Annotated in this window: 23 protein-coding genes and 1 pseudogene; 9 read left to right on the top strand and 15 right to left on the bottom strand. The window is 46.5% G+C overall.

The window, feature by feature from the left end:
* Nucleotide 1: 1 nt before the first annotated feature.
* The 7 genes from V4U84_RS16555 to leuB all read right to left on the bottom strand — a co-directional run bounded on the left by V4U84_RS16555 (nt 2) and on the right by leuB (nt 7778).
* Nucleotides 2–637, bottom strand: coding sequence for a TetR/AcrR family transcriptional regulator (locus V4U84_RS16555; protein ID WP_334074498.1), 636 nt, complete (start codon nt 635–637; stop codon nt 2–4).
* A 668-nt stretch (nt 638–1305) separates the two neighbouring features.
* Nucleotides 1306–2307, bottom strand: coding sequence for a D-isomer specific 2-hydroxyacid dehydrogenase family protein (locus V4U84_RS16550; protein WP_334074497.1), 1002 nt, complete (start codon nt 2305–2307; stop codon nt 1306–1308).
* 67 nt (nt 2308–2374) lie between these two features.
* Entirely contained in the window at nt 2375–3721 is a 1347-nt protein-coding gene (locus tag V4U84_RS16545) for a 2-hydroxycarboxylate transporter family protein (protein ID WP_334074496.1), read from the bottom strand.
* 20 nt (nt 3722–3741) lie between these two features.
* A complete protein-coding gene (locus V4U84_RS16540) occupies nt 3742–5007 on the bottom strand; it encodes an aconitase/3-isopropylmalate dehydratase large subunit family protein (protein WP_334074495.1) in 1266 nt (421 codons plus the stop codon).
* A gap of 6 nt (nt 5008–5013) precedes the next feature.
* A complete protein-coding gene (locus tag V4U84_RS16535) occupies nt 5014–5523 on the bottom strand; it encodes a LeuD/DmdB family oxidoreductase small subunit (protein WP_334074494.1) in 510 nt (169 codons plus the stop codon).
* Nucleotides 5524–5533: 10 nt separating this feature from the next.
* Entirely contained in the window at nt 5534–6676 is a 1143-nt protein-coding gene (locus V4U84_RS16530) for an aconitase family protein (RefSeq protein WP_334074493.1), read from the bottom strand.
* Nucleotide 6677: 1 nt separating this feature from the next.
* Nucleotides 6678–7778: a 3-isopropylmalate dehydrogenase gene (gene leuB, locus V4U84_RS16525; protein WP_334074492.1), complete on the bottom strand. Its 1101-nt coding sequence runs from the start codon at nt 7776–7778 to the stop codon at nt 6678–6680.
* A 374-nt stretch (nt 7779–8152) separates the two neighbouring features.
* Here leuB and V4U84_RS16520 point away from each other — a divergent pair, with 374 nt between their 5' ends.
* Nucleotides 8153–9214 carry a substrate-binding domain-containing protein gene (locus V4U84_RS16520; RefSeq protein WP_334074491.1) on the top strand — a complete coding sequence of 354 codons (1062 nt, stop codon included), beginning with the start codon at nt 8153–8155 and terminating at the stop codon, nt 9212–9214.
* Between the two features lie 97 nt (nt 9215–9311).
* Nucleotides 9312–10124 carry a class I SAM-dependent methyltransferase gene (locus V4U84_RS16515; protein WP_334074490.1) on the top strand — a complete coding sequence of 271 codons (813 nt, stop codon included), beginning with the start codon at nt 9312–9314 and terminating at the stop codon, nt 10122–10124.
* Between the two features lie 88 nt (nt 10125–10212).
* Here V4U84_RS16515 and erm read toward each other — a convergent pair whose 3' ends face one another.
* Together erm and V4U84_RS16505 are read right to left on the bottom strand one after the other, a co-directional pair.
* A complete protein-coding gene (gene erm, locus V4U84_RS16510) occupies nt 10213–11055 on the bottom strand; it encodes a 23S ribosomal RNA methyltransferase Erm (protein WP_334074489.1) in 843 nt (280 codons plus the stop codon).
* A 311-nt stretch (nt 11056–11366) separates the two neighbouring features.
* Nucleotides 11367–12077 (bottom strand): YheC/YheD family protein, encoded by a 711-nt coding sequence (locus tag V4U84_RS16505; RefSeq protein WP_334074665.1) that lies wholly within the window; start codon nt 12075–12077, stop codon nt 11367–11369.
* A 250-nt stretch (nt 12078–12327) separates the two neighbouring features.
* Between V4U84_RS16505 and V4U84_RS16500 the strand changes: the two genes are divergently transcribed.
* Both V4U84_RS16500 and V4U84_RS16495 read left to right on the top strand, forming a co-directional pair.
* Nucleotides 12328–13143 (top strand): DUF6492 family protein, encoded by an 816-nt coding sequence (locus V4U84_RS16500; RefSeq protein WP_334074488.1) that lies wholly within the window; start codon nt 12328–12330, stop codon nt 13141–13143.
* A 14-nt stretch (nt 13144–13157) separates the two neighbouring features.
* Nucleotides 13158–14546 carry a sugar phosphate nucleotidyltransferase gene (locus tag V4U84_RS16495; RefSeq protein WP_334074487.1) on the top strand — a complete coding sequence of 463 codons (1389 nt, stop codon included), beginning with the start codon at nt 13158–13160 and terminating at the stop codon, nt 14544–14546.
* A 55-nt stretch (nt 14547–14601) separates the two neighbouring features.
* Here the strand turns inward: V4U84_RS16495 and V4U84_RS16490 are convergent, their stop codons facing one another.
* Together V4U84_RS16490 and V4U84_RS16485 are read right to left on the bottom strand one after the other, a co-directional pair.
* Nucleotides 14602–15072: a DUF6376 family protein gene (locus V4U84_RS16490; RefSeq protein ID WP_334074486.1), complete on the bottom strand. Its 471-nt coding sequence runs from the start codon at nt 15070–15072 to the stop codon at nt 14602–14604.
* A 272-nt stretch (nt 15073–15344) separates the two neighbouring features.
* Entirely contained in the window at nt 15345–16841 is a 1497-nt protein-coding gene (locus V4U84_RS16485) for an alkaline phosphatase family protein (protein ID WP_334077565.1), read from the bottom strand.
* Nucleotides 16842–17095: 254 nt separating this feature from the next.
* Here V4U84_RS16485 and V4U84_RS16480 point away from each other — a divergent pair, with 254 nt between their 5' ends.
* Nucleotides 17096–17809, top strand: a complete 714-nt coding sequence (locus tag V4U84_RS16480) for a peptidylprolyl isomerase (RefSeq protein WP_334074484.1) — start codon at nt 17096–17098, stop codon at nt 17807–17809.
* 151 nt (nt 17810–17960) lie between these two features.
* Here the strand turns inward: V4U84_RS16480 and V4U84_RS16475 are convergent, their stop codons facing one another.
* The 4 genes and pseudogenes from V4U84_RS16475 to V4U84_RS16460 form a co-directional block, all read right to left on the bottom strand.
* On the bottom strand, nt 17961–18497 hold the full coding sequence (locus V4U84_RS16475; RefSeq protein ID WP_334074483.1) for a GNAT family N-acetyltransferase: 537 nt from the start codon (nt 18495–18497) through the stop codon (nt 17961–17963).
* Between the two features lies 1 nt (nt 18498).
* On the bottom strand, nt 18499–19269 hold the full coding sequence (locus V4U84_RS16470; RefSeq protein ID WP_334074664.1) for an ANT(4')-I family aminoglycoside nucleotidyltransferase: 771 nt from the start codon (nt 19267–19269) through the stop codon (nt 18499–18501).
* 66 nt (nt 19270–19335) lie between these two features.
* Nucleotides 19336–20166, bottom strand: a pseudogene (locus V4U84_RS16465) (aminoglycoside 6-adenylyltransferase); the annotation flags it as partial.
* 135 nt (nt 20167–20301) lie between these two features.
* Nucleotides 20302–20844, bottom strand: a complete 543-nt coding sequence (locus tag V4U84_RS16460; RefSeq protein ID WP_334074482.1) for a phosphotransferase-like protein — start codon at nt 20842–20844, stop codon at nt 20302–20304.
* 241 nt (nt 20845–21085) lie between these two features.
* On the opposite strand from V4U84_RS16460, the gene V4U84_RS16455 reads away from it, so the two are divergent.
* The 4 genes from V4U84_RS16455 to V4U84_RS16440 all read left to right on the top strand — a co-directional run bounded on the left by V4U84_RS16455 (nt 21086) and on the right by V4U84_RS16440 (nt 24898).
* Complete coding sequence (locus V4U84_RS16455) at nt 21086–21955, top strand: glycine-rich domain-containing protein (RefSeq protein ID WP_334074481.1); 870 nt, start codon at nt 21086–21088, stop codon at nt 21953–21955.
* 88 nt (nt 21956–22043) lie between these two features.
* Entirely contained in the window at nt 22044–23348 is a 1305-nt protein-coding gene (locus V4U84_RS16450; protein WP_334074480.1) for an MFS transporter, read from the top strand.
* Between the two features lie 108 nt (nt 23349–23456).
* Nucleotides 23457–24323 (top strand): phosphosulfolactate synthase, encoded by an 867-nt coding sequence (gene comA, locus V4U84_RS16445; RefSeq protein WP_334074479.1) that lies wholly within the window; start codon nt 23457–23459, stop codon nt 24321–24323.
* A 131-nt stretch (nt 24324–24454) separates the two neighbouring features.
* Nucleotides 24455–24898: a MarR family winged helix-turn-helix transcriptional regulator gene (locus V4U84_RS16440; RefSeq protein ID WP_334074478.1), complete on the top strand. Its 444-nt coding sequence runs from the start codon at nt 24455–24457 to the stop codon at nt 24896–24898.
* The last annotated feature ends 258 nt before the right edge of the window (nt 24899–25156 follow it).

Raw genomic sequence — 25156 nt, 5'->3', positions numbered from 1 at the left:
GTTATCTCTCCATCCCTTGTTTTAATAAGGTGACCATGCTTTTCAAAAGGCTCTCCATCTCGTTAAATTGTTCTTCCGTAAGCTCGCCCTCAAACTCCTTGGCCTTTGCAATAATGGTAGCAGTAAATTTTTCCGTTACCCCCTGAAAAAACAGCAAAAGAATGCTGTCGTCCAGGTCGTTGCGGATCGTTCCTCTTTTCTTGCCGTTGGCAATCAGCTTTAGCTCATATTCCTCACCGATCCTGTTTAATTCGCTATTGGCTTCCTTCGTCAGGCTGCCGTATTTGCCCGAGACGATATCCATGGAAAACGCAACAAGCAGAGGCTCTTTCATCAACAGCTCAAACCGTTCGCGGTTTCCAGATAGAAAGTAATCATAAACATCCATATCCTTCAATGGGGTTTGTCTGTCGATCGCCTTCATAAAATAATTCAGCCCCCATGTGACAGAATATAAAAACAAATCCTTTTTATCGTCAAAGTATTGATAGATGCTGCCCTTGGCAACTCCCGCATTTTGGGCGATCGCTTCTATTTTTGCCTGTTCGAAGCCATGGGCCTGAAATTCTTCAATGGCCGCTCGCATGACTCTTTCTTTTTTGTCGTCGTCCAGTCGGTTAAAGGTTCTTTTAGGCAATGTAATTCCTCCGCATTCATTATGACTTAATAGTCATATAATATGACCAAAAAGTCATAATGTCAATAGACTTCGTTACAAGTGATATTTCTATTACCGGCCATGTTTCAGCGGAATACAAAAAAGGCTGCCGATTGGGCAGCCTGCCTTGGATGTCGTCTAGAGGACGAACGCTAACGTTCTCCACTTCAAATTATCCGGTTGCATTCGAAACCGCGATCCGATATGTCCAGGAGCCGAGTCTGCATTTACGGACAAGATCCGGGCTTGGGCTGATGTATAATTACAATATATGTGAACCCGTTCTTGCATAACAAAAAAAGCCTTGATTAACAAGGCATTGAATGCAAACTATTTTAGTTCACCGTACAACATCGATTTTTCCTTACCTTACCTGCCTCATAAAAATAGACCATAACGTCCGCGCTATGCGTCGGATGGCTAACTCCTCAATAGCACTGAGCTTGTATGTAGGCATGAAAAAACTCCCCATACAGTAACAGGTTTTATTATTTCACCTGTCTACTGTATGGGGAGCATATCATTAATCGCTTGCTCGCCCTAAAATCGTGTACTTTTATTTCAAGTGTAGTTCAACATTCCCTTGCGGAAGTCTTCCCTCCGTCCTTGTTTCAATATTTTGCTCATCAAACCGAAGTCACTCAAGGTTACTTTGCAATCGGAGGTTGGATTTCCCACTGACTGGCCCCATTATTTATAAAAGATAAGAGCGATTTTAGTGCAATTTCTACCATATCACTTACCGCTTGATCAGTATAAAATGCCGTGTGCGGCGTTATAATTACATTCGGGAATGCCCTTAAGATGGCTAACTGGCGGTTGCTTAAAACGTTTAGACGATGATCTCCATGAAAAATACCCAGTTCATCTTCAATGACATCCAGTGCTGCTGAGCTTATTTTCCCCGTCTCAATCCCCTGAATCAGCGCCTCGGTATCAATCAACCCTCCACGCCCGCAATTCACTAGGCAGACCCCATCCTTCATTTTATTGATGCTTTCCTGATTGATCATATGATAATTGCTATCAAATAACGGTGCGTGCAGGGTAATTACATCGCTGTTAGATATTATTTCTTCTAACGAAACATATTCTATTACATTCTTTAAATGATCATTTTCGTAAATATCGTAACCAATGATTTTACAGCCAAATCCAGAAAGATTTCTGGCAACAGTAGCCCCTATTTGGCCAGTACCGATAATACCCACAGTTAAATTTCTAATTTCCCGGCCTTGAATGCCTGCCAAAGTGTAATCCTGTATGGCATTCCGAGCCAGGATTTGTTTGGCTTTTCTCACGCACATTAAAATTAACATTGTAGTAAAATCAGCAACACTATTGGGTGAGTAGGTCACATTGGAAAAATGTATGCCATACTCTTGAGCTGCATCGGAATCTACATAATTATACCCGGCGCTCCTTAACGCAAGATACTTAACACCAGCCTTGCTTAACGCCAGTAAAGTTTCCCGGTCAGCTTTATTGCTCCCTTGTATCGTTACACCTTGAGTTCCTTGTGCCTGACTTGCTGTCTCCGGGTTTAACTCTTGGGCTACATATTTAATATCCAAATTAAGTTCTTTCTCATATTTCCTAAAGAACTCTATTTCATCAGATCTCACACCATAGGCTACTATTTCTTTCAAAGTTATTTCCCCCTTTCAGTAATTATGGACGACACCGAGCTTAATCGTAAATCCCGACTCCATACGTTTATAAGAAGAAGGGCAGCAAAAAACTGATAACAACAACCATCACGGCTCCGCCGATTCGGTTGGCAATAGTTGCAAATGGCATCATGCCCATTCGTTCCGACGTTGACAATACCCCGATGGCACCGGTTCCCCCTAGGTTCCCCAAATTAAGACCAACAGCGATCATCGCATCAATAGAGTGGAACTTCATTAGCTTGCCAAAAATCAATGAACCCACCATAGAGCCGATAACACCGAAAATGATAATGATAAAATTCGAGATTGTAAAATAGGAAGCCACTTGGGTTAAATCGAGCGATGAAATACCGATTCCCGTGATCATAAACGGCAAAAAGTTCCGGACCATAAACCCTTGCCAATAATCACTAGATTGGCACAGGTTATTATCCAAAAAGCCTGTGGCTTTCACGATAATTACTAAAAGTACTGCCCATGCAATAAAGTTAAGCTGCGGGATGAGACTCTGCAAAATGTTGCCGGCAATCATAAAAACAACCGAAACAAACAAGCCTGTACCTAACTTAGTGATGTCTTTTTTTAAATCACCCGTGGCTTGTCCTTTTTCTTCGGCTGGTTGATCCGGGTTCTTACGCGCATTCTTTAGCAATTCGCCATTGCCTGTCAAAGAAGGATAACGCTTGCCCAACTTATGCAGCAAACCGGCAAAAATGACACAAACCAAGTTGGAAATATTCATATAAACAAGAAACTGTCCGGAATAAGTTCCCGCAGGCTGATGAAAAATCGGACTGTAAATGGACGGAACGACGGCTATTGCACCAGAAGAACCCCCGCTGTAATTCGGTAAACCCGTCATAAACAGACCCTGCAGCAACGACTTTCCTGTAAGGAAGGATCCTAACACCAAGAAGATGAATACAAAAACCAGTGCGCCAAGAATGCACGGTAAAAGCCTTAATGAAATGGTGACCAATGTCCTCCGATCCATACTTAATATGGAGCCAATAATGATTGCAGCCAAGAATAAATTGACAAAACCGGACCCAATAAAACCTGAAATATTCGTTTGGACGTAGTCTGGAATTAGGCCAAAATACACAAGTGCAGATCCACCAAATAACGGCAGGAGGATTGCACCTCCCATCCAACTGCCGAAAATGGGAATAATACCGCCAACATATGAGAATAAACCGCCAGCCATCAAGAGAAACGCAATTGAACCGATGATATCCTTATTCAAATTCCCAGTATAGGCCGCAATTAAAATGATGATTGAAAAAGTAATATAGTACTTTAACGGCAGTCCTGAAATTTTTATGCCTTTAAAACGGGTTATTAAAGTTGACTTCGACGGAATGGAGGTAACCTCAATTTGCTTGTCCATAGTAATCTCCTGACTGATTATTATTGTATAGCAAAGTGTTTAGCTGGATTAGTGATTACCCCCGTTAGTGCGGAAGCTGCAGCTACTGCCGGTGAAGACAAGTAAATCAGTGATTTTTTGGTCCCCATTCTACCGATAAAGTTTCGGTTATTCGTGCCAAGTACCACTTCATCGTCACTCATTAATCCATATGGCTGACCACAGCATAACCCGCAGCAAGGATGCGAGACACTGGCCCCAGCATCGATAAAGGTTTGAATATAACCGCGCTCGAGAGCTTCTTTATAGACGTTGACTGTCGCTGGTATCACAATCATTTTTAAGAAAGGCGCTATTTTTTTGCCCTCAAGAATTTTTGCTGCCGTTTCCATATCTTCGATACTGCCGTTAGTGCAGGATCCGATATAGACCTGATTTAGCTTTGTTCCTTCAACTTCTGAAATAGGATGGACATTATCCACCCCTTGCGGGCAAGACAGCTGAGGTTCTAGTTTGCTAACATCGTAATGAAGAACTTGTTCATACTTGGCATCTTCATCGAATTTTAGCCAGGAAATATCATTGTAGTTCATGCCATAATACTCAGCGGTTTTTTGATCCGCCTCAAATAATCCAACCTTTGCGCCGGCTTCTAAAGCCATATTGGCTATGGTGAAACGTGACTGTATACTCATGTTGCGAACTGCATTCCCCCCGAATTCCAGCGACTTATACTGGCCTCCGTCCGACTTGATGTCGCCAAGTATTTTTAAAATGATATCTTTCGCCCCGACGCCCTCAGTAAAGTCGCCATCAAGCACAATCTTGATGGCGGAAGGGACTTTAAGCCAAATCTCTCCCGTAGCTATGACCGCTGCCATTTCCGTATGTCCAATACCAGTACAGAAACAGCCTGCACCGCCATAGGTGGTCGTATGGCTATCCGTTGCTACAACGAGCTCACCAGGTCTAGCGTATCCCAATTCATGCATCAATGAATGGCAGATACCTTCGCCTTTGTGGACATTTTTAATTTGGAATTTCTCCGCTAAATCAAGTCCATCCACAAAATGGATAGGATCTGTATCGACCTGGTTTGTTGGCATAAGATGGTCAAAAATGATCACTCCACGCTCTGGGTAAACCGCCTTGGTCACATGCATATCCTTTAGAGCACGCTTTAGAAACGAAGTATAAATATCATGGATCATATAACGATCGGGCCGAGCGATCACAATATCACCAGGAGTCAAACTTTGTTCTCCCGAATTTTTCATTAACAGCTTTTCAGCCAGCGTATATCCCATTTTCTGTTATCTCCCTTCCGCTTCTGCTAGTTCCATTCGTTTAATGATATTGGGGATTAGTCCGCCATCTTGAATAATTTCAAATAAATTATCGGGCAGATTAGGAATGTTGAACGTTTTGCCGTTGACGGTAACCGACTTATTCACCTCAACAGTAAGAATATCTCCCTCTTGGCAGCTTTCAGGTATCTCCGCGCTTTCAATCAGCAACATCCCGTTGTTGATTGCATTTCTGAAGAATATACGCGCAAATGATTTGGCGATGATGCAGTACACCCCGTGTACATTAATCGCTTCAGCGGCCATTTCCCGCGATGAACCGCAACCAAAGTTTTTACCGGCTACTATAATGTCTCCAGGTTGTACCTGGGAAGCAAATTCAGGGCGAAGCGTTTCTAAGCAGTGCGAGCCCATTTCCTTCTTATCAAGAATGACACCATGACGGCCGGCAATGATGGTATCCGTATCTACGTCGTCAGGCAGTTTCCATACCTTGCCGCTAAATTTTTTTTCCATATTAATCTCCTCATCCCTTTGAGTTTAATGTAAGGCAGCCCTTTAATGCAGAGTTGGCGACGGTCTCCGCAGAAGCTAGGTAAACCAAAGAGTCTTTTGAGCCGTTGCAACCCTTAAAATTCCAACAACTAGCCGATAGCATAGTCTCGCCTTTACCGATAACGCCTTTCGAGGTGGTAACGCAGCTGGCACAACCCGTGCTCAAGATTTGAGCACCGCTTTCGATAAAGGTTTGAATCAAGCCTTCGGATATAGCTTGTTTATATACTTCATTGGTTTGTGGTGCGATCGATAAGCGCATATTAATTGGAATCTTTTTGCCTTTTAATATCGTTGCGGCTTTTCTCAAATCCTCAATGCTGCCTCCCGTACAGCCGCCAATGAAACAGGCCGACAATGGAGTGCCTTCCAATTCGGCTATAGGTTTCGATTGATTAATCGATCCCGGGAGGGCTGCCATGGGGTCCACACTTCCAAAATCATAGCTTTCTTGGCCGGACCCTTGATAATCCGAATTAACAAAAGCCGTAACCGCCCCGCTTCTGGTCGCCAATTGGCATAGATCGGCAGTTTCTTTTAAGGATAAATTTTTCAAGCCTTCGCCATAAAATTCAAGAGCTTTGCCAGAGTATTTAAGGTCGTCCGAGGCTAAAAATGAGAGCATAAAATCTTTGATGGACGCCCCCGGTTTAAGTTGACCGGCAAGCTCAATATGCACAGTATTCGAGACCACTAAATTCATTCGACCGGTTGCACACACGTTGAGCAATTCGGTAGCCTCCACATGGAGCCCAAGAGCCCCTTTCATGCCGAAGATACCGTTCATCTGTCCTGGTGAAACAACGATATCTCCCGGTTTTACATATTGATCTAGCAAAATGTGATACCCGATACCTTGGGATTGAACAAATTTCAGTTCATGCTTGCGGGCGAATTGAATAAGTTTCTTCTGAATTTCAGCCGATATGAAATTCCCTGCAGGCGTATCGAAATAGAGCATTACGATCACACGCTCAGGTGCCTCAAGATGATTAATATTTTCTAATTCATTTACAATATCCAACGATAAACTATCATTGAGAACGATAAAGTCGGGTTCAATAACCATGGCTGTACCGGACTTTTCGTTCAATATGGATTCGATAATTGTCATGTCAAACTAACTCCTTCCCCATTTCCCTGACCTTCTCAGATATGAGAGTACCCATTTCGCTGGTTCCAACAAGTCTGCTCCCCGGCAAATAAATATCCCTTGTCGCATAATTTTCATTTAGCACCCGCATAACTGCTTCTTCAATAGCCAGACTCTCTTCTTCCAAATGAAGAGCAAATCGCAGCATCATGGCACCTGACAAAATGGATCCGATCGGATTGGCTATATCCTTACCGACTATGTCACGATCTTTGTTATGGACTTGGTTCGGTGTAAACAATCCTTTGCCCTGGCCATTGAGCTCCGCCGACGGAAGTAAATTCGGCGCCCCTGCGAGTGCGGAAATTTCATCCGAAAGGATGTCCCCAAACATACTGGACGTTAATATTACATCGTAATCATGGGGATTTATAATGACTTGGGCAGCAGCATCATCGATGAATTGATGCTTAAGGGTAACATCGGCGTAATCTGCACTAATTTCTTGAACAACCTCACGCCACAATTTCGAACTTTCCAGGATCACAGCTTTATCCAAGCTTGTAACCCTCCTTCTGCGTTGGCGGGCAAACTTAAAGGCAAAGTGAGCATTCCCTGTAATGATTTCTTCATTGTAGTATTCTTTATCGTATGCTTCTTTACCGTGATCTCCAATTCCCTGGTATTTTTCAGACATAATCATGCCTCCGGCAAGATCACGAACCATAAGAATATTAAATCCCTCGCCAATGATGCCATTCTTTAAAGGACTCAATTCCGCCAAAGATTTATAAACAGAAACAGGTCGCAGGTTTGTTGTAAGCTGCAAATTTTTCCGCAATAAAGAGAGGACATAGCTGGGACGTTCTTTTTGTGGCAATTCTGGAAAACTGTCGAGCCAAAGGCTGCCTAATAATACTGCGTCGCTTTCTTGACATTGCCTTAAGCTCTTGTCAGGAAGGGGCTCACCGTACTTACGAACGGCCTCAGTTCCAGCATCGCATAGATGAAAATGAAAAGTATGGTGAAATACTTTGCCGACTTCGTTGATCACTTTGATGGTTTGGTCAACGATTTCTTTACCGATACCATCTCCATATATGACCGAGATGTTATAAGTCATCTATCCCATCCTCCTTTGTTTACAAAATTTGGAATAACATGATAATTCAATTGTCCAAAGCTACCGCTATATCGATCGCACTGACAATACAACCCGGATAAGTACAACGTTGTACTAATAAGGTAATGGTGTTCCTAAATTTAAGGAGATCCCCCCTCATCCTTTCAAAGTTTCGGCCGAAGTGATCATAGTGATTAAGTATATCGTTTTAGTAGAACGTTATACTGAATTGACATTCTCATTTTAAATCAATAAACTTAAGAAATCAATGATATGTTTTATTTTTCACAAATGTTCACATTTACTAATGAGTTGGCTATGATATTTTAAAGAAAAGCTTAGAGTCAATTATTTGTTGGATTGGAGACCTTAGAATGGTTACAATGAAGGATGTTGCAAAGTTAGCTGAGGTATCTGTGTCGACGGTATCTATTGTCGTCAATGGCAAAGCGAAGGAACGGAATATTCCCTTGAAAACCTACGATAAAGTCGTAAAAGCCATGGACGAATTGGGTTATCAACCGAATGTAAGTGCAAGACGTTTACGCAATTTGGATCAAGCCAAACCGATTATTGCTTTATATTGGACATTAGATGCTCGGACGAACATGCTGGCTGCACTACTGGCAGGTATTCAGTCCGAAATCGAAAAAAAACAATTTGAATGCGAACTAGTTATTCGAATTTATACGAATGATCAGATCGCCAAAGATGCTAAGGAGATCAAGAATAATTCCTACAGTGGAATTATTATAGGCGCTACCTCCGAATCGGACGTTGCCTACTTAGAATCGTTATCGCCCCGTATGCCGATCGTGCTCATTAATCGTAAGTCAAAAATATTCTCCACAGTCTATGTTGACTCAGAGGAAGTTGCGACGGAGGCTGTTTCTTTGCTGACAAAACAATCGATTAGGCAAATAGGAGTAGCGGCTATAGAGAGTCCTTATGTTGCTTCAAGCCAACGAATAAACGCTTTTCTTGAAGAGTGTAAGAAGCAGCAGATTTCGGTTGAACAACGGCACATGATTAAGGCGCCAAATTCGTTAGCTGGCGGTCTGATAGCGGCGGAAAAATATCTACAAATAACAGACCGTCCCAGGGTGTTATTCTGTGAATCAGATACGATCGTTCTGGGAATGATTCATCAATTTAACCGTCAGAATATTCGAATCCCAGAGGAAGTGGCCATTATCTCCATCGGGATGACCGGACCGGATGCTACCCAATACTCTACACCGTCTATCACAACCATAGATATTCCCTCCGAGAAAATAGCTGCGGCAGCCATTGCTATACTTCATGAGTCGCTGTCCAAGAAGAACCTGCATGAGCGGTTAATGCCTGTTCATCTAAAAATACCTCCTAAAACTTATATTCGAGCGTCATTTTTGGGATTACCAGATAAAGATGGTACATTATTTTCGGATCAATAGCGCAGAGTGTTTGTGTTCGATGTGTGTTTTTGGGATAACGTACAAATCGAGATATACGTTTTGGCTCATATAATTTATATTGGGGGATGGTACCGGCATGGACAAGAACTCTGTTTATAGAACAAACATTATAGGCGCTGGCGAGGTCGGCAGCGCGGTCTCGGTCGACATGGACAAGAATTCTATACATAAAACAAACAGCATCTTTTGGGATACTAAAGGAAATGACATCTTAGGAGCAACCGCGCTTCCTTTCTATGGAGCATTTGTCTCAGAAGAAAAATGCCAACTTTTTGGCGATGTCTCAGGAAAAAAGATGCTGGAAATAGGCTGTGGAAGCGGTCAATCCTTGCAATATCTGGGGGAACGAAGAGCATCTGAACTATGGGGTATGGATTTATCAGATAAACAAATCGAAAAGACAAAGCAACATTTGACGTCGTGCGGTCTTTCAGCAAAATTGATCTGTTCTCCCATGGAAGAAGAATGTGGTATTCCGGAGGATTATTTTGACTTCGTTTATTCGATTTATGCCATAGGCTGGACCACCGACCTTGAGGGAACTTTTTGCCGAATCGCTTCTTACCTAAAAAAGGACGGCGTATTTATTTTCAGTTGGTCTCATCCAATACACAAGTGTGTGGTTGCAGAAAATAATATGCTTTCTTTTAAAAAATGTTATTTTGATGAATCTTGGTATTCGGTATCACTTGATGAAGGTACGTTAACATTATCGGACCGAAAACTATCAACCTATGTGAATGCGTTGTCAAAAGCGGGATTTGTCATTGAGCAAATGATTGAACAGTCTGATGATGAAATTATGCAATCGCGGGACGATAACTGTGATTTTGCAAAAAAAGCAAGGATGCTTCCTGTTACCTTTGTATTCAAAGCAAGAAAACTATAGTAGTACTTGAATATAACTGCCCGTTGGCTTAACGAGAAGACCAGCCGATTGCATATCGGCTGGTACTTTCGTATGCTGAAACGCTCCTTTATCTACGTTTCTTTTTCTTGAGCAGCTTTGGCCATCGATAGGGTTCAACGTGTCTCGTCATTGCGATGAATACCCTGCCCCACTGTTCCTCATTTAAGGAACAAATGGGCTGATTACGATCTATTCTCAGCTCTTTCACTAATTTTGCGATTTGCGGAGGCGTAAATACCCTTCCCATCACCTCGTAAAAAGGTAAACCGGGATATCGAAGTCCATGTGAAGCAAAGGCTGTAAACTTTCCGCGAAGGTTTTGAGGAACCATTGAATTCTTTTTTCTAATCACAGTTACGACGGCTGAATCCACACTCGGTGGCGGTGAAAAATTACTCGGAGCGACCGTTCGAACAAGCCGAATATCATACCACATTCTCCATGCCAGAATTACCGGATTTGTAACAGGAACAGCCGTAAAACGTTTGGCAGCGCCTTTCTCGATGACAAAAACGGCCCGCTGCAGTTGCAGGGATGGGTCTCCCAAAAACTTCTCGAATAAGGGAGTGGTAATCGAAAACGGTATATTAGCCACCACGCAAAAAGGATTTCGTGGAAGTTCAAACCGTAGAACATCGATTTGCTTGATTTTTATGTTATTTTCTTCATTCATTTTGCTTCTTAGTTTCTGAATGCTTACGGGATCATTTTCGATTGCGATGACAGTTCCCGCTTTCTTGGCTAAAGAAAAGGTGATTGCCCCTCCTCCCGCACCGATATCAATTACTGTATCACCAGGGTGGATCCTTGCCAGACTAACCAATTCTTTTATTAAGGTTTTATTTATTAAGAAGTGTTGTCCAGAGAAATTAGACGTCTCCTGATGACGTCTTGAATTGTTTCTAGGCATGACAAAAAGCACCTCATTCATTCGTATAGTAAATGAAAAAGGCACAGCACAAATAAACCCATCGAGATATCCTAAAAAAAGGATAAGTGATTGCGGGTTATAAATGTTCTGTACCTGCCATTAACGAATACGAATGAATGAGATGCAACACATGTAAAACATGTCTCCTTAGACGTTAAAATAACTTAATTCGGAATGATCGTAACATACCTCAACTTTGACAGTCAAATTGCGGTTCCAAACGAAAAGCCCCCTTTCCGTTTAACGGTCAGGAGGCTTTTGAATCCAACCCCTTTGTTACGCTGTTTTTGTTATTTCAGTTTCTTCGCGGTATAACGATAATATCTGATCACTTTGCGGTACATTTTCTTATCCTTTAATTGATTAAAAATATACGGGTCAGGCTTCACGTTCACTTCAATAATCCAAGGGGTTAGACTTCGGTCGAGGCCGATATCAACGCCGATTTGTCTCAAATGCGGGTAAGTTTTCTTCATATGACGGGCGATTCGAAGCCCGAGCCCTTTCATCTCCTGAATTAGCGCGTTTTGACGCTGGGCGGAAATATGGGATTCCAGCAGCTTGTGAACATCCATCGGTTTTCCGCCGCTATGATAATTGGTCACGATTTTTTTGGGGTGGCCGAGCCGGCCAATGACTCCGGTGGCTTCCCATTGGTTGTCCGGACTTAATTGCACCATCACCCGAATATCAAATCGGCGGTTTTGGTGTTTTAACAGGTGGATGCCTTTTTGGATGAGATAGCTTCGTTTTTGAATCTGACGGGCAAGACTCGTATAGAACGCATCGAATTGGCTAAATGTCAGGCGCTTTTGATTGATTTGATAGGCAAAATAACGCGGGCTTTCCATTTCGGCTTTGATGACGCCCATTCCGTACGTGCCGCGGTCCGGTTTAATATAAACCATCCCATAACGGTTGATCATGCTCCTTAAATTCTCCTTGCTGAATTTCTGTGTATCGGGGATAAACGGCCGGATGGATTCATTTTTGAGCAGCACCCTTGTCTTTAATCCTTTGCTCCTTAAAGGTTGAAGCTTATCGTGCCCCACGCCACACCTCTCCTGTCTGCTGGGTAGTCTTCCTCGCTTTTCTTTCAAGGTCTTTCCATCATATGCAACTCCGGCCAGCTTATCGTGGTTCAAGAGCCCCTTTTTGCCGAGAACGAGATACATGCTCACGCCCTGACAAATCCTCTCAAGTACACATATCATGAACCCGACAGGATATTTTACGCAGGGAGTTGAGGAAATGCCGGAACGAAACGAAATACGGTTGAATCATGCGCCCGTCATCGATATTCTAATACCTGCTATTGAAAAAGACTTGGGAACCCTCCCCTATGTCATTGATAACCTTCGCCGTTACGTACAGCAACCCATCGGGCGTATTTATATCGTTTCCCCCGCCAGCAATAGGATCAGAGGCCTCTGTGCCAGTAAGAAGTGCGTCTTTGTTAATGAGAGCTCGGTTCTTCCCATCACGAAAAAAGACATCCATTACCAGTCATCTCGCTGGAACCGCTCGGGTTGGTTATACCAACAACTGCTTAAAATGAACGGAGATCATATTGTCAGAGCCAATCACTTTTTGGTGGTGGATGCGGACACCGTGTTGATCAAACCCCATTCTTTTCTTACCGGCGGGAAAACGGTTTTTTATTGCCGGGATTGGAGCCAGCCGGAATACTTCAACACCTATCGCAAGCTGCTCGGGATGAAGGCCCCCAGACCCCGATCTTTTGTCACCCATTATATGCTGTTCGAAAAATCGAAGCTCGCCTCGCTGAAGAAAAAAATCGAAGCCAGACACCGGATGCCTTGGTATCAAGCGATTATCCGCAGTATCAACAAGAAGAAACAGTTTGGATTTTCCGAGTACGAAACTTACGCCAACTATATGTATACAATCGCTCCGGGCAGTACGCTGCTTAAGAGCGCCAAGAACAAAAGCATGAATTCGAACGCATCTTCATTAAACGAGAAACAAATCCGCAGGCTTGCCCTTACCAACCGCTCTCTCTCCTTTCATAAGCGAAAAATATACAGTAAAGTCCGTCGGACTTAAGGAGGAAGCGGATCGTGCATCTTGTACTTCTGTGCGGCGGCGCCGGCAAAAGGCTTTGGCCGACTTCCAATGAGCTGCGTTCCAAATTGTTTGTGGAGCTGCTTCCTTCACCCGACGACGGTGTCGGCAGGGAGTCCATGCTTGGCAGGGTGTGCCGTCAGCTGGCGCAAGCCAACTTGTTGGATTCAACGCTCCTGATATCCCATCAAAGCCAAACCAACCTGGCTACCCGGCATTCGAAGGGCTTAATTCCGGTCATTGGCGAACCGTTCAAACGGGGAACTTTTACAGCCGCGGCTTTGGCCACGTTATATCTACAATCCCGCCGAGGATTAGGTGAAGAGGACATTATCTGCATTGCGCCGGCGGATGTCTTCGCCGGTGACGATTTTTTTGCCAGCTTCAAACTGCTTCCGGATCTCCTGAAGGCGGCAAAATCCGATATCGCCTTAATCGGGACAACACCCACCCATGCTTCGGATCAGTATGGGTACATCTTGCCGGATGTTCATGAACGTACCGGGTATATGTCTTTGGCTCGATTTTTGGAGAAACCGGATATTCACCTGGCCGAAACACTTCTGCAGCGTAAAGCTTTGTGGAACTGCGGGGTGTATGCTTTTTCAACGAATTTTATGCTTTCCCATATGAAGAAAGCCGGCATCCCGGCTAATTTTGATGATTTACTTCGCATTTACGAACAGTTACCCGAGAGGAGTTTCGACAAACAAGTCGCGGAGCAAGCGCAGCAGGCCGTTGTCCTGCCCTATCCGGGATTATGGCGGGATATCGGAAGTTGGGAGGCGCTGTCCGACCTGCTGGATTCCAATGTGTACGGCAACGGCAGCATATCCGGCCACTCCCCGGGTTCTCATATCGTTAACGAGCTGCCCTATCCGGTCCATGTTATCGGAGTTCCGGGCATCATCGCAGCCGCAAGTCCGGATGGCATTCTGATCGCCCACAAAAAAACCTCCAATGACATTAAAGCGCAGATGGGCGATATGCCGAAGCAACCGATGTACGGTGAAGCGACCTGGGGGAATTTTCAGGTGATCGACAGGTTCCCCGGCGACGGAAATACAACCGTCTTAACCGTGAAGCTGACCGTTTTTCCCGGAAAACATATCGGTCTGCGCAATCATCGGTCGGGATACAAGGCTTGGACTGTACTTGCCGGGAGCGGACAGGTGCTTCTTAAGGGACGGTTATTCGAGGTTGCGGCGGGCGAACAGTTCTCGATTGCATCTCAAGGGACTTATTCCATACTGGCGGAAACCGGCATGGAGATCATGGAAGTGCGAAGCGAAGATGATCCGTTCAATCCGGATGGTATATCCTATGAGACATACGACTGGAAAGACATTGTTAAGCGGGTTAAGAGTCGGAAGACGCCGGAATAAATGAACGATATGAAATCCTGCCCCGATTTCAGTCAGACCGGGGCAGGATTTTCCCTTATCCACCACCAAGCTCACCTAATTGTTGCTTTAAATTGTTAATATTTGCAATGAGGTCGGGAATACCGGTTCGTTGCCAGTTCTCTAAGCTAAAGCCTTGCGCTGCCAGCGATTCGTTAAAGTTAGTGACCGCAGTGATCAATTGGTCATTATAGGAGAGTAATTTCTCATGAATGGTTTCGGCGATGGCCGGCGGATGAATCTGTTTGAATTCGTTTGCCTTCGTTTGAAGCTGCTCTAATTTGTCCTTGAATTGGGCAGTGATATCGGCGTTGTTAACAGCATCCTGGGCCATTTGCTGAAGTTCAGTCCCCGCCTCCGAGACTTGCTGGATATAACCCGTTGCATCATTTACATAGTTTAACGACTCGTCCACGCTTTCAATCGCTGCACATGCGGATAAGAAGAATACGGATAAGATCGACGTCCAAATGGTCACAAACGGCCTTCGGTTTTGCGGTCTTTTCAAGTTTTTAGCTCCCCCTTCCATGCACACAGTCTTTTAATTGTTTTAACCGGATGGGAAAGATTCAAAACTAGCGTTACTATGGCTAACTTTATAACTTAATGTATTCGTGTTTGCAATTGCTTGCCACAGTAGCGGCATATACGGTTTAAATGATATGAATAATAGTTTACATAATAATATTTATATAAACTTTTAAGTAGGAGAAAAAAACAACCAGCCGAGCCGCTTCCCTCGGTCAAAGAGAGAGCCGGCTCGGCCATTAATGACAAGCTTCACTGGGTCACAAGGTTAATCAGATAATCCTTTAAATCAACCATCCGCAAATACGGCGGACGTTTCTCCGTGCCGCTAATGATAAGGGGAACCAGCGACTCCGCCTGTCCGAAAGCTCCGTGTCCTCCCCCTCCCGGATGTGTTGGTGAGTTGATATCCGCCAGCTCGTAACCGGGTTTGGCGGTCACAACCAGGAAATTTCCGGGGTGGGAATGTAAGGCCCCATATAGCCGCCGCAGCACATCCGGATAGCGTCCGTAGTTTAATTGGCGTCGGGCGGCGTCAATTTTCAGATCCAGGAGTATTTTATCTTGTTCAACGGACCATTTCTGTCGGTAAGGATCGATCAGGGACCCATTCTTCCTAAATCGCAGCATTGTCGTACCGCCACCCTGCATGACATGTATCCAGTCCCTTTCCTTCCATGATATGAAGCCGATCCGTGGATCCGTTTTAAGTATGTCGGCAAAAGGTTTCAGCTCATCCGATTTTAGATTATACACATAAGCCATCGTTTCATTGACCGCGAGAACCGCTTCTGTCTCGTCCGTCACTTTGTCACCCGGCTGCAGCACATTATACCCTCTGAAAAGGGAACGTAATTCGATGACCGAATCCTCCCGTTGCGGCAAGATCCGGGTCATCCCGCTGTCTCCTAACACGATAATCACGGCCTTCTGGAGAGCTTGCTCCGGCGAACCAAAGCTGTCCAGCAGCGTTTGCAGCTGTCGGTCCAACTCCTGGACCCCTTTTAACTTCGGAGAGGGGCCTTGCTTATGAATTTTCTTATCCAGATCGGGCAGATACACATACAAAAAATCCGGCAGCTTGTTGTTCCTGATCAAATAGTTGGCTGTCTCGATGGAAAAATCATTATTCATTCCCATCCGCCGAGTTAAACCATCCGGCAAATTCACGATCCCTTTAAGCGGATCGGACAAGGCCCCTAAAGCCAAAAAGTCCGGTCCTTTGACTGTAACGGATTTGGGCAGTGAGGTAGGAGCATGCATCCATGCGGGAGGAGATAAAGTATGACTCTCGGTTCCCCGATATATTAACCCGTTTATGCTGCCTGCTCTCCTCCCAAGACGGGCCAAATCCTCATAAATCGTAGGCAGCTGGGGATTCAGATGACGTCCGTTCAGATGGATGACGGCATTCGTCAAAACCGGATCTATTCCAAGCGTGGCGACCTCGAGCGGCCCCGTTCCATAATTGATCAGTTCCTGATCCTTGGTGGAATACCAGGTTAAACCGGGAATCCGGTGGTCATCCGGATAGGCGCCGGTAAGCAGCGAGCTGTCAATCGTGACGGACATGGTGGGAAAAGAGCTGACCATATTGCTATAGTACTGCCCATGCTCAATCAGGTACTGAAAGGCCGGGAGCTTTTTGTTGGTCAATCCGTCCTTAATGGCTTGAGGCATTAGAGAGTCGGCGACAATAAGGATCACTTTTTTCGACTCGCGCCCTTTCAGCGATTTTACATGAACCAAATCCGGTTCCCGGGTCGCCTGACCTTGCTTAAAGCATCCACTGCCAACTAGACAAAGCAAGATCATCGTCAGCCATAACCCGTTTTTTTTAAATATGGATATGAGAATCACCTGCCTTCGCAACATTCCCCAATCAACAAGGTTATCCCTAACCTCTCCGCCTTCCCGGCGGTTTATTCCATTATCAACTGGATTTTTTGTCGAAATATCAGTATGATATATCAAGGTTTGTAAAAAGGAGTGATCAAGCACTGATGAGCAAGAAATTTGTAGTGCTGCCAGTCATTATGCTACTGCTTGCTGCATTCGTATTCAGCGGCTGCAGTAAATACGGTGAGAAAACGGAAGAGTCGGCGGCGCAAACGCAAGAAACAACAGAGCAAACGCAAGCAACGAAGGAGCAAACGTCACCGGCTGCAAAGCCGCAGGAAACGGAGAAGAAATTAAGCTGGGACAACCCGCCGGAGATGGAGATCGACACCAAGAAATCCTATGAGGCAGAATTTACGACATCGAAGGGCAACTTCAAAATTGAACTGTTTGCCAAAGACGCCCCGAAGACCGTGAACAACTTCGTTTTTCTTGCGCGGCAAGGGTTCTACAATGATGTGATCTTCCACCGGATTATTCAATCCTTTATGATTCAAACTGGAGATCCGGAAGGAACTGGTGCCGGCGGACCGGGGTATCAATTTGAAGACGAGAAAACAAACTACGCGTACGAGCCCGGGATTGTCGCTATGGCCAATGCCGGACCTAATACGAACGGGAGCCAGTTTTTCATCTGTACCGGTGATGACAGCCGTACATTAAAGCCGGATTACACCATCTTCGGCAAGGTAACGGAAGGCATGGACGTGGTGAATAAGATTGCCGCCACCCCGGTTGAAGCAAATCCTTACACTGGAGAACCGAGTTCCCCTACGGAAACAGTCACGATCACGGAAATTAAAATTGTTGAAAAGTAAGATATTAATGAGATGAACAAAAAAACAGACCTTGCATACCGAAAGGAACTGCAAGGTCTGTTTTTTGTTCCATTGTTTCCCTTGGGTCATTCCATTAATTCACTACATAAATTAGTCCCTATTAATTAATGGAGTGAATTAAAATTGTTGGCTAGCTTAACATAAGATACCAGTACAGAGCCACTTCATCTTTGGAAGGTTCTATGGCTTTATAGACATATCGGTCGAACCCGCCGATCGTGAAGCCATAGCCCTCATAGAACTTGCACGCCAGCACGTTGTTATGTTGTGTCTCCAGCATGATCCCGGCCATCCCCCGGACTCTCGCCCACTCCTTAACCACGTCTATCAGCCGTTTTCCCAAGCCGTGCCGACGGTAGTCGGTATCCACCTTCAGCTCTTCCAGAAGTGCCAACCCATTCCAGTTTCTGCTCACTGCGGCCAGGCCGACGATCGCTTGATCCGTCCGCGCAATGACCAAATATTTATCGGGATTCTCAATGTATTCCGCCATCGGAAGAAGGTCGTCCGGGTAGTGCTTCGTATAAGCAGGGACGCTGACCGCTTCGTATTGGATAACGCCGTCTTTCATACTCAATTGGAGAACGGAATCCACGGTGAATTCATTGCGAATGTGCATCGGGAGCCCGAGATCGGACTTGCTTAGTGCCTTGACGTTAACTGTCATGTTAAAACGGGATGCGCCGCGTCGCACTCATCGTATAACCGTTACGTTCGGCCCACCCGTTCACCCCTTTCCAGTAACCTTCCAATACTTCCAATACGTTATCGGGGTCGGATAGACTTCCGGTCATGACAAGCTCGCATAGGCGATCAAACCCTTCCGGGCGATCCGGCAGCTCCAGCGCTTCGGACAGGACACGCGCTCCGGTCGTAAAACAAATACGGTGATGCAGGCCCATCAGCATCGCCCCCGCCTCCGCCACCTTCACAGCCAGACTAGGCAGAAAAGGAACTGTCCCCCTTGCCTCGGTATTTCGCCACTTTCCCGCATATTCAAACAGTTCCTCCACCAAAAGCCCCCGGATGGCATCGCGAAATTTAACCTTGTCCTGGGAGATCGCGATTTGCTTCAAATTCATAAAGAAACCTTCCGGATCGTAAAGCGGCAACACGGATAAAAACTGCCCGTGCGTAAGCGGCCAATCCCCTTCGATCGTACGGACATCCTCAATGAGGATATCTTCGCTGACGAAATTGACTTCCGCTTTCCACTCTCCGGTCGACCACTCATGGTTGTATTCCTCTCCCGCGCTATTCAGCACGCAGCGGATCTCCAAATCGGAGTAAGATCCATCGCTTCCTCGTCCCATGGAACCATAGACTCCGATCGCTTTAACGCGTTCCCCGTGTGTCTCCAAAATCCGCTCTTTAATCTCCTCCGCGATTTTCAGCCGGGAATCACGGCTCATGGGGAATGGTCCGTTCGTCTGCCGCAAATGCTCTCCGTCCGGCAGGCGCTTTTGAAAAACTGCGGCATTCGGGGCAAGCTGCCGAACATCCTCCAGGTAGTTTTTGACTTTCCTGTACTCTTCCAGTGGGTAATCCGCTCCCAGAACTGCCGCTACCTGTTGTGCCGTCTGTTCAAATAGCTCTGTCATCGCGTTAAGCGCCCGCCACATCTGCCCAATGGATCCTCCCGGAAAAGTGTGAAGTAACTGTCCCCATGATTTTTGATCCAGGTAACGGGGCAAGTATTTCGAATTTTTTCCCACACTACAGGAGAATTCGGTCTCACACCCTACCTTCCATCTCAGCATTTGCAGAAGCATGCCGCGGACGATATTCAGATGATCATAGGCGTATAACATTTCATTGCGCCATAACCCTTTGGCCACATAAGTGGATACCCACCAAAATTCATTGCAGCAATCCCTAAATAAGGCGGCTGTAGGTTTTTTAACCCGGTAGTCTTCATCGGTTGGCGGAGGAAGTTCGGGAAGTATGGCGTCTTTATCCAGGAGAATCGCCGTCAGCTTATCTTCCCGGAGATAAATTTCCTTCTCTTCCAGTGGAACCAGGGTCAGATCGATCCGGTTGCCGTCTGCAAACAGCATAAGATAGGGGAACCGCCCCCCGCCCTCCGGCGGAACCAGGGTCATCGTTTCCGGAGTCTGGAGAATCAGCCGCTCCCCAAAAACATCGATCCATTCGGGATCCTTAATAAAAGATTTTAAGTCGTCGACCAAATAAACAATGTCATAGTCTTGAAAAAGATCCTGCGCAACATTCAAATTCGTTCGAGAACCGTTCATCGCAACGGCTTTGATTCGTTCATCGTTTCGGGCTACATTAAGTATTAAGTTCAACATTTCCTGTTCGGATCGCATCCGAATCCCTCCTTTGGGCTTTAACTTTCTTTTCCTGCTATGGCCAAAAAGGAGGTCCGCGGATATCCGGAAGAGAGAGTTAATAGAAAGGCTCCAGCAAAATCATAGTGCATCCTCCTCGGAAGTAAGGTGATTTGAGATTTAAGTCATAATCAGAGCTTCGGGGTTCGCCCGGGCCCTAATTTGCGCAACCGTCTCTTCCGGACTGAGGCGAGAAGTGTCCAGCCAAAGACCGATTCGCGGGGTTTCTTGCTGTAGAACCGAGTTCAGCGCCTCTATCGTCCACGCGCCGTATCCCTTTTTCGCGCGTTCCGCTTCCCTTTTGGCGACAACCTTGGTATCGGGACACAGAACAATGACGTAAAGCGGCCGGCTGTGGACGTAAGCAATAAAATCGCTCAGCAGGGGACCGACTACAACATCCTGAACCACTACCGTAAATCCGGCGTTAGCGTAGGTATCAGCGGCTTCGGCGGCCAACCGGTACCTTAACCGAAGCTGACTTTCCGCCTCCGCCCGTTCCGCCTCAGGGGTCATTTCGACCCGATGATTTACGATCATTTTACGAAACACATCGCCTCGAAGATGAACAGAGTGTTCCAATTGTTCGGCCAGCAGCTGGGCGACCGTCGATTTTCCGCTGGCCATGATGCCCGTAATCAGGTAAATCGCAGGTTTGGACACTGACTTCCTCCCTCCTTCTCCCTTTTATTGTTTTGCAAGAGTAGTTTAAATTTGACATAATTCAGAATAAGACTTTATGAGAAAGGAAGATTGCATGTACATCTTCATCTTGATCCTAGTCATTACAATTACCATCATTTTCTTATTATCCCAATCCAGGAGAAGAAGATCAACTCGTCATCCAAAAGAAAGTTTACGCAACGCTCCTCCCCCTCCGCCGATCGCAGAACGGAACCGTGATGTGTGGCCGCTCGCGAACAAGCTGGAGCAGTCGATCCCCGCGTCTTACGAAGAGTCCCTTAAGCAGCGGGTTCTAAGGGAACATCCGGAAATGAGCGAGCGGGAATATGAATGGCGCTGGCTTGAGTTGCAGCGTTTTTATGTCATGTGCGCGGTTTTGGATCGCGTGCCCATGTTCAGTAAGGCGGTGGATGAAGTCTGGCACGAAATGCTTATGTATACCCGGGACTACCAGGCTTTCTCGGAAAAATATCTCGGCCGGATGCTGCATCACTCCCCCAACCCTGCCGAATCCGTTCCGATCCCCGGAGAGCGGGCTTGGTTCGATTTCGTTTATGTGGAGCTTTTTGGCTGGAACCCTTACAGCGAACGGTTGTGGGGCCGGTTTTTCCGCCATCCGATCCCGCGCGAAGAGTTGGAGGCATACAGAGATGCTTCTGCCCCTCCCACTCAAGGCGGTCGATTTAATGCTTGGGCTTACGACCGACTGCCCGAAGCTCGCAAAGCCATTCAATCCGTGAAGGATGCGCTGCAGTTCCGGTTGGAGGTGGAGCGAGCGGAAGACGTCCGCAAACCCGTTAACTTTAACAATACAGATGTTTTGCTGAGCTCCGTCATTTTCTTCTCCATGACCGACCCGGCCAACTTCTCGGATTACTTGACCCCCGAGGAACAGCTTAAGAAAGAGCAATCCGGCTCCAGCTGCGGCGGCACGGCTTGCAGTTCGGGAAGCGATGACCGGAGAGATCACCACGGGGATGTCTCGCACGGCTCGAATCATGATTCGGGTTCCTCCTGCTCCGACAGCGGCGGTTCATCCGACGGAGGCGGCTCTTCCTGCAGCAGTTGCGGCGGCGGATGCAGCAGTTAAAAGAGCCTTTTTCGAAACTGCAAATAATGAAGCTCAAAGCGGGATAGTCTAACCTATAGTACATTTCCGTTCAGAGGAGATTAAACCTATGGCAAAAACGAAATCCCGAAAGCTGAACATTACTTTTGAGAGCGATATCGATTTGAGCCGCCCATCGGAAACATCAGAAACAAGGGAGAACAAGAAAAAAAGCGGCGGCAGCAAAGGCCGAATCTGGGAGTTCATCGCCATCGCCACCATCCCGATCGTACTGGTCTTCGGCAATTCGATGCTGGTCCCGGTTCTGCCGCAAATGCAGAGAGAGCTTGGCATCAACAAATTCCAAAGCAGCTTGATTATCTCGATCTTTTCGTTGGCCGCCGGCATTTTTATCCCGGTGATCGGTTACTTGTCGGACCGGTTCGGGCGTAAAGTGATCATTATCCCGGCGCTGATCGTTTATGGAGCGGCAGGGCTGCTTGCGGGCTTCGGCGCGGTATGGGACTCCTATACGGTTATTATCATAGCGCGGGCCATCCAGGGAATGGCCGCAGCCGGAACGGCACCGATCGCCATGGCGCTGGTCGGCGATTTATACAAAGGGGGAACGGAGAGCCAAGCGCTTGGCTTGATCGAAGCCTCCAACGGCGTCGGCAAGGTACTCAGCCCGATTATCGGCTCCCTGCTCGTGTTGATCGTCTGGTACGCCTCCTTCTTTGCCTTTCCGGTGTTTTGCGCGCTATCCCTGCTGGCCGTACTTTTTATGATCAAGGAACCAAAGCATGAGCAGAAACAAAATCTGAAGAGCTATATCGGCAAAATCGGGGAAATCTTCAAGGAAAAAGGGCGCTGGCTTATCACCTCCTTTTTCGCCGGATCCCTGGGGCTTTTTATTCTCTTTGGCGTGCTGTTTTATTTATCGAATACGCTGGAAGATCCGCCCTATAAAATCGAAGGCGTCGTGAAAGGTTTGATCCTGGCTATCCCGCTGCTGGGCATGGTCATCACCTCATACACGACAGGTAGCTTGATCAAGAAAAAAGGCACCCTCATTCGCTGGCTCATGAATATCGGACTGGTGATGATGAGCGTTTCGCTCGCCGCCACGATCTTCTTCTTTACAAACATTTATGTATTCATCGGATTGCTCACGTTAAGCAGCATCGGAACAGGGCTTCTTCTTCCCTGCTTAAATACAATGATCACGGGGGCTGTCCAGAAAAGCGAACGGGGAATGATCACCTCCCTGTATAACAGCTTGCGCTTTTTGGGCGTCGCTTTCGGTCCGCCTTTGTTCGGCTGGATGATGGATCAATCGGACCGGCTCGTGTTCATTTCCGTCTCGGCCTTGTCCTTCATCACGTTGGGCCTGGTATTCTTCTTGATCAAGCCTCCCGCCAAATTGGCGGAGTGACGGTTTTACTGGCCTCTCCTCGCTTTGGGCACCTGTCAGGGTATCCACGCATAAGATATCAATGTCACCTGATGACATGAAAAGTCTAAAGAATTGAGGAGATTTCAAATGAAAAATTCCTTGCGTGGAGTTTGGCCATCCGAGCTGTGTGATCCGAGCGGACTTCGCCAAGATTCCGCAGCGGAGCCGGCTCTTTGCAACAGTGCCGCAGGGACGGGACGCGGACAGACGATGGTCATCGATAAAGGGCTGGGCAGGCATTCGTTTACGGACATGATCGAAACGGCCTCCTCCTATATCAGCTGCATCAAATTCGGTTTCGGCACGGCCCCTCTATACAGCACCGAACTGCTGCTTTATAAAATCAACCTGGCCAAACGTCACGGCATCGTCGTCATGCCGGGAGGGACGCTTTTGGAGACGGCCGTTCAGCAGGGTGTCATCCCCGACTTTTTCAATACCGTCTGCAGCCTGGGCTTTAACGGGATCGAGGTGTCCGATGGCACGATTGACCTTCCGCGACAAAAGCGGACCGAACTGATCAAGGAAGGCAAGCAGCGAGGGCTAATGGTGTTCACGGAACATGGCAAAAAATTGTCCGGATCACTGATCGATGCCGCCTCCCTTGCCGAAACGTTCGAAACGGATCTGGCGGCCGGCGCCGAACTGTTGACGGTGGAGGCCCGCGAATCCGGTACGGGGGTCGGCGTTTTCGACGAAAAGGGCGAATGCCGGACGAATCTGCTGGACGACGTCTTGAAATTTGTGCCCGACCTGAACCGTTTGATGTGGGAAGCGCCCTTAAAGCATCAGCAGGTTCTGTTTTTGCGCAAATTCGGGCCGGGCGTGCACTTGGGCAATATTCCTCCGACGGAAATACTTTCGTTGGAAACGATGCGGCGGGGGCTTCGCCAGGATACGTTTGAATTCGGGCTGAAGAAGCAGGAGTCCAAGGAATACGTATATGTCATTTAAATGAATCAGGAAAAGACGGAAGCGGTCAAACACGGGACTTCCCCCGGTTTAGCCGCTTTTTTATTCAATATATATTTGCATCCTGCAACCAAATACGTTATAACTAAATATCAAGAGGAGATGAATTTTATATGGAGAATACGCGTGAATTGCTTCATATGCTGACCCGCCGTTTCGGAGTATTGAGCAAAAATTGCTGTACGGCCGGCGGCGCTGAAATTTCGCTGGTTCAAAGCCATATCCTGTACGAAGTAAGCCGCCGGCACAAGCCGTCGATGCAGGAAATCGCCGATGCGCTGGGTACGGATATTACAACCTTCAGCAGACAGGTCCAATCGCTCGTTAAAATGAAACTGTTGAAGAAGAATCCGGATGCCGGAGACCGCCGGGTTTACAATTTGTCTCTAACTGCTGAAGGTCAGTTCATCGCCGCTTCCATCGACGCTCAAATGGCCGAAACATTTGAGGAAATCTTTTTGCACTTAACCGAATTCGAAAAAGAAACGATTCTGCGTTCCGTTCGCCTGCTGAATGAAGCCATGGGAAAATCAAGCTATGCAGCAGCAGTCCGGTAACAACCTGATTTGCTCGACATAAACTTGCAAAACACAAATATGAGGACCGGGGAGTTGCAATCTCCATTAAATTTATGTATCTTAGTTTTATGACTATTGAACTAAAGAAATCGGATGCCTCTTATCAACAAAGCAGCGTTTACCACTTTTCTTCCGGGGTTCCTTGAGTCGTTATGACGCAAGGACTCTATTTTATGTCTATTAGTTCAATAGTTGTTGTACTACATAACTAAATCATTGTTGCAAAGGAGATTGCCT

The sequence above is a fragment of the Paenibacillus sanfengchensis genome (genome assembly GCF_036864765.1).
Lineage (GTDB): Bacteria > Bacillota > Bacilli > Paenibacillales > Paenibacillaceae > Fontibacillus > Fontibacillus sanfengchensis.
The sequence above is the reverse complement of the archived record's forward strand: the minus strand, read 5'-3'. Positions and strand labels throughout refer to the sequence as shown.